The sequence below is a fragment of the Priestia sp. P5_B4 genome, from assembly GCF_056400385.1.
Genome location: NZ_JBFULJ010000245.1, coordinates 1 through 4,947 on the forward strand (window position 1 = coordinate 1; position 4,947 = coordinate 4,947).

A 4,947-nucleotide genomic window follows, 5' to 3' on the forward strand; every position below is an offset into this window, starting at 1 on the left:
TAGATGAATAGATATCAGTTAATACATAATAATGAATTTTAAAACTTTGAAGTATATATACATTTGATAAAGAGGTTAATTTCTTCCACTGTGTCGAATATATTTTTACATGTTCCTTTTTCACTTAGCTCTTGAGAAAGTTGTGGAAGGTTCAATAAACCATATAGAAAGAATGGAAGGAGGGTGTAGAGAATGAAAACAAGCAAAGTAGAAATAATTGTAAGTGTCCTCATCAATATTGTTTTACCGTATTTAATCTATACCATTTTAAAAACGCATATAACAAGTATTATTGCATTATCTTTGGCAGCATGTGTTCCATTAATAGATACACTTTATCATCTCATAAAGGATAAAAAGTTGGATACGTTCTCTTCTTTTATTTTTTTAGGAATTGTTCTTAGCATAGTGGCGGCATGGATTGGAGGAGATGAACGTTTTATTCTGTTAAGGGAATCGTATGTTACAGGCATAATGGGACTTGTCTTCTTACTTTCTTTATTGACACCGAAGCCACTGATCTATTACTTTGCAATGCGGTTTATTTCAAATAAATCCGTCATGACAAAACGGTGGGAAGAAGAGGTATCATTCCGTCACTTTATACGGATAATGGCAGCTGTTTGGGGTATCGGACTGATGATAGAAGCGCTAGTAAAAGTTGTGATTGTGTATGAGTTCCCTATCTCTAAAGCTTTAGTCATTTCTCCTATTGCACAGTATATCATCATTGCCATTTTAATTTACTGGAATATTCATTTTGTTAAACAACGTAAACAAAAAGCGTAAATAAAAGAGGTCACAGAGAGCCATTCTGTAACCTCTTTTATTTATGTAAACCGACATTATGTAAGTTCAGTATATAGTATACATTCTAATTACTTCTCTTTATGAGCATAACTAAATAATTTTATGATTTTATTGTTAGAGCTAAGTAAAGGAGCCTTGGTTTTTGTAAACAAAGCTTCTTTGTCTTTAGCTTTTAGAATTGGATTAATTCGCTGTAGACGCCCAGGTGAATTTTACACTTTCTGCTAAGTTTCTTTTTATACTTTAAATTGCACATGCCCCACTTAACATGGAGACTCTACAGGTATGATAAACAGCCTTAAAGCCTTAGTATTAAAAGAACCATGGCTGTTTCAACAAGGCTATCATACCTGCTTCTCCAAATAAAGTAGGTGACAAACGTAGATAAAAGTGTAAAGTCGATCTTAGTGAAAACTGTAAATTTTATTCTGGCGTTTACATCCGCTTAAGGATGTTACTTTTTTATTTAAAACTTTCATCCTTACTCTTCCCACTTTATTAGGTTGGGGTTTTCGTCCAATATGGATTCGTATTGCTCCTTCATTCCATATTGGCCATGAGGATCAAGGGTTAAATATCTTTTGTATTTTTCTAAACGATACTCTAGTTTCGACCACCCATAATGTTTAACTCTTAAGGTGGAGATACTATTCGGTAATTGAAATATATTGTTAGGGAATCTCCCACAGTGCTGAGGAGTTTCTTTCCAGGTATAGGAGAAATCTTTTCGATGTCTAACAAGAAACGGTCGGTAGAAAAAATGGGATTGCCAGTAGTCATCCTCACGATAATGGGTATCGTTCCAAAAGTCATAGAGTCTAAAAGAATAAAGATCATAGTCCGCCTGAGCGAGGAGTTGCTGTATATCTCGATCAAATTTGTCTTCAAATATCTCATCYGCATCCATATTTAAAATCCAATTAGGCTCTGTATTGACGGTTTCCTCCCATTGCTGTTTACGAAGCTCTACTTCATTAGAGAATTTTGAGACTTCATTTCGTATAATTTTACATGGCAATGTTTTTAGAACTTCTTTACAAACTTCAACGGAATTGTCGGTACTACCATCGTCGATGATCACAGCATCGTCAATATAGGGAAGGTGTTTTCTCAAAACTTCTTTTAAATATCGATTTTCTTCATTTTTAATCACCATAGACAAAGTAAGTTTTGTTTTTTTAGGAGTAGATACATAGATATTGGGTTGGACTGTTTTTTGCCTAGCTTTTATTTTGGCTACAAATTCTTGCCCCTCCTCAATGTCCATATCTCGATAAATATGATAGGCAGGGTAATGTGTATCTACATATAAGGAAAGACCCATTGCAGCTGCGCGTATACAAAAATGGCGATCTTCTCCCCAAAATGTCAAATTAGATATTTTATTAAAGTTGACTCCCTTTTTAAGGGCATTCTGTGAAATGAGGGTACAAGCCCCAAGTCCTCCTACTTCATAAACACCAGGGGTTCTCATTTTAGCTATAAATTCCTGGTAACGAACTTTCATTTGTTCAGTAGATAAATTCTCCCCTGGTTGTTTGTGATATTGAGTATATTCATCATAAAGCCAGACTTGGGGTTGCTCCATCGAATCGGGCTGCCATTTTGTCCAAAATACCTCAGAGATAATATCTTTTTCTTGCTGAACTAGATGAAAAATAGTTTCAGGAAATAATACAAGGTCAGAGTCCACCAAAAATAAATAATTATAGTTTTGTTTCTTTGCATATTGAATGATTGAGTTTTTAAAACCAGCTACTTTCCAAACGAGATGTTCATTCCAGTAATGTGTTTGCCCATCACGAGAATAAACATCTTGGTAGTCTGATTTTTCGACAATCACTGATTGAATACACTCTTGAAATTGTATAAGAAGACGACTTGAATCTACATTTTCGTTATCATCTATGAAATAGAAATCTACTATCATTTCTTCTTTTTTGAGGTGTTTTAACGATTCTAGGAATAATGATAAAATTTCTGGTTTTTGGTGAACGGGACTTGCGACTAGTATCCTTTTTTTATGTTTCATTTCCTACACCAACTTTTTCTATCGGAAGTTTTGTTTTTAAATATTCCTTATTATGAAGGTATTTAGGATCGTTAGGTCTGTAAGTACCTGCTAATTCATTATGATGATTTGCTTTTTCATAATCTCCTAAAGCATCGTAACAAACACAAAGCTGAATATGAGGAATCCATGTGGAATAAGCTTGATTTTGAATTCCTAAATTATCCGATGTAACTCCTGTTTTCGTTGCTGAATCATACCAAAAAACAGCAGATTGATAATCATTTTTTTCAATGAAATAATGAGCCAATCGGCAACAAATTTCAGGTCTAGGGGCAGTATAAATAAAGGATCGTAGTAGAGATTTAATCATTCTTTCTTTATCAAAAATTTCATGATAACAATCGGCCAAATTTCTACATGCTGCAATGTTATCTTCAATCCATCCTTTTTCCGTTGAAAGAAATTTTTGATAAAACTCAATTGCTCTTTCAAATTTTTGATGGTCTTTCAGTTCATTTGCAAAATAATATAAATCTCTCGGAGAAAACTCTTCACCAGTAAGTAGCTTTTTCTCATAAATTTTTAAATTACGGTCAGAGTCGTGGTGAATACTTTTATGGGTTACGGCAACTTCGCTATTCATAATATTTCCCCATACTTCAAGGTATTCGTGGACAGCCCCAATCCAACGGAAGCCATTCGTTCTTTTTACTAATCGGTTTCTCCTTAAACTTGAGGTAACGTTACCATATTCATCTGTAGCTAAAATATATTTCATCGTTACTGAGTCGACAGAGGATTCTAGGTTCAGTTTTAGTGCCAGCAATTTCTGTTGATCTTCCTCTAAGAAAACATCATCCGCATCTAACCATAAAATATAATCCTTTGTGGCTTTCTCAAACGCATAGTTACGGGCCTTTGAAAAGTCATGAACCCATTCAAAATCATAAACTCGGTCTGTATATTTACGAGCAATTTTCTTTGTTTGGTCATTTGATCCTGTATCAATAATATTTATTTCATCGACTAATTGGCGGGTGCTCTCCAAACACCGTCCCAGTGAATCTTCTTCATTTTTAACAATCATACATAAACTGATAGAAACCATTTCTTATTCCTCCTATAAATTTGTAATAGATACATGGGAAAATATTAAATTATTATTCCCTCATTGTGTATTTATATATTTTTTAGATACTAATTTTAAGCTCTACTATATAAATATCTAGTAAATTGAAATGTTTTTTGATATTTATAATAACTATGTAAAGATAACTGTAAAAAATTCTACATTTTAGGAATAGGTATATTTTTAAAGGTTTTGTACCAATAAGACAACGCTGAACTAAAATATACAAATTGTAAGGAGTAAATGATATTGTCAGAAAAAATGTAATGAAATTATTTATCCTTAGACAAAGGAGAAGGAAAATGGCCTATAGACGTGCATCTAAAGTTAGATATTTTAGTTCTAACAATGATACTAATTATTTGAAAAGGGTAAATTTGAAAAGGGTAAATTCCAAAAAGAAAGACTGTATAGATATTACGGGTTCCCAAATTAAACGATTGCTTACTATTTTAGATAGTTTAAAAGGGGTAATCCCTTTGATTCTAAAGAATCCGACTCCTGAAAATATCAATACCGTTTCTAATTTACTGAACCAACTTATTACCTTGTTAAAGGAATTAAAACTTAACTCCTCAGTAGCTACGCATTTGATCATCACTGTCCAAAATTTATTATCCGCTTTAACAACAAGATTGTCTCCTCCAGTAAAGTTAATGCAAACACTAGTTAATAGATTAAATATGCTTATTACTCTTTTATGCTTGAATTCAGAGACATACATTCTATCATTCAGAATCTTAACACAAATTGAGGTTATCTTGGCTCACTATCCACATATTGGAGTGACTGGAGCTACCGGAATTACTGGAGCTACTGGCTCTACTGGAGTGACTGGAATTACTGGAGTGACTGGAATTACTGGAGTGACTGGAATTACTGGAGCTACTGGAATTACTGGAGCTACTGGAGCTACTGGAGCTACTGGAGCTACTGGAGTGACTGGGGCTACTGGAGTGACTGGAGTGACTGGAGCTACTGGAGTGACTGGAAT

Annotated in this window: 4 protein-coding genes; 2 read left to right on the forward strand and 2 right to left on the reverse strand. The window is 33.8% G+C overall.

All coding sequences use genetic code 11. The features are described 5' to 3' along the window. Positions 1 to 192: 192 nt before the first annotated feature. Complete coding sequence (locus AC1DRF_RS16540; RefSeq protein WP_477741180.1) at positions 193 to 789, forward strand: VC0807 family protein; 597 nt, start codon at positions 193 to 195, stop codon at positions 787 to 789. A gap of 502 nt (positions 790 to 1,291) precedes the next feature. Here the strand turns inward: AC1DRF_RS16540 and AC1DRF_RS16545 are convergent. Both AC1DRF_RS16545 and AC1DRF_RS16550 read right to left on the reverse strand, forming a co-directional pair. Next, positions 1,292 to 2,842, reverse strand: a complete 1,551-nt coding sequence (locus AC1DRF_RS16545) for a glycosyltransferase (protein ID WP_477741181.1) — start codon at positions 2,840 to 2,842, stop codon at positions 1,292 to 1,294. Beyond that, the gene (locus AC1DRF_RS16550) at positions 2,832 to 3,932 is read right to left on the reverse strand and encodes a glycosyltransferase (protein WP_477741182.1); all 1,101 of its coding nucleotides are present in this window, start codon (positions 3,930 to 3,932) and stop codon (positions 2,832 to 2,834) included. The genes AC1DRF_RS16545 and AC1DRF_RS16550 overlap by 11 nt, the downstream gene beginning before the upstream one ends. Before the next feature lie 323 nt (positions 3,933 to 4,255). On the opposite strand from AC1DRF_RS16550, the gene AC1DRF_RS16555 reads away from it, so the two are divergent. Further along, the coding region (locus AC1DRF_RS16555) for a collagen-like repeat preface domain-containing protein (protein WP_477741183.1) at positions 4,256 to 4,947 on the forward strand (692 nt) is incomplete at its 3' end.

Excerpts from the sequence above, each read along its gene's own strand:
- AC1DRF_RS16540 (WP_477741180.1), top strand. The coding sequence starts at position 193 with ATGAAAACAAGCAAAGTAGAAATAATTGTAAGTGTCCTCATCAATATT.
- AC1DRF_RS16550 (WP_477741182.1), bottom strand. The coding sequence starts at position 3,932 with ATGGTTTCTATCAGTTTATGTATGATTGTTAAAAATGAAGAAGATTCA.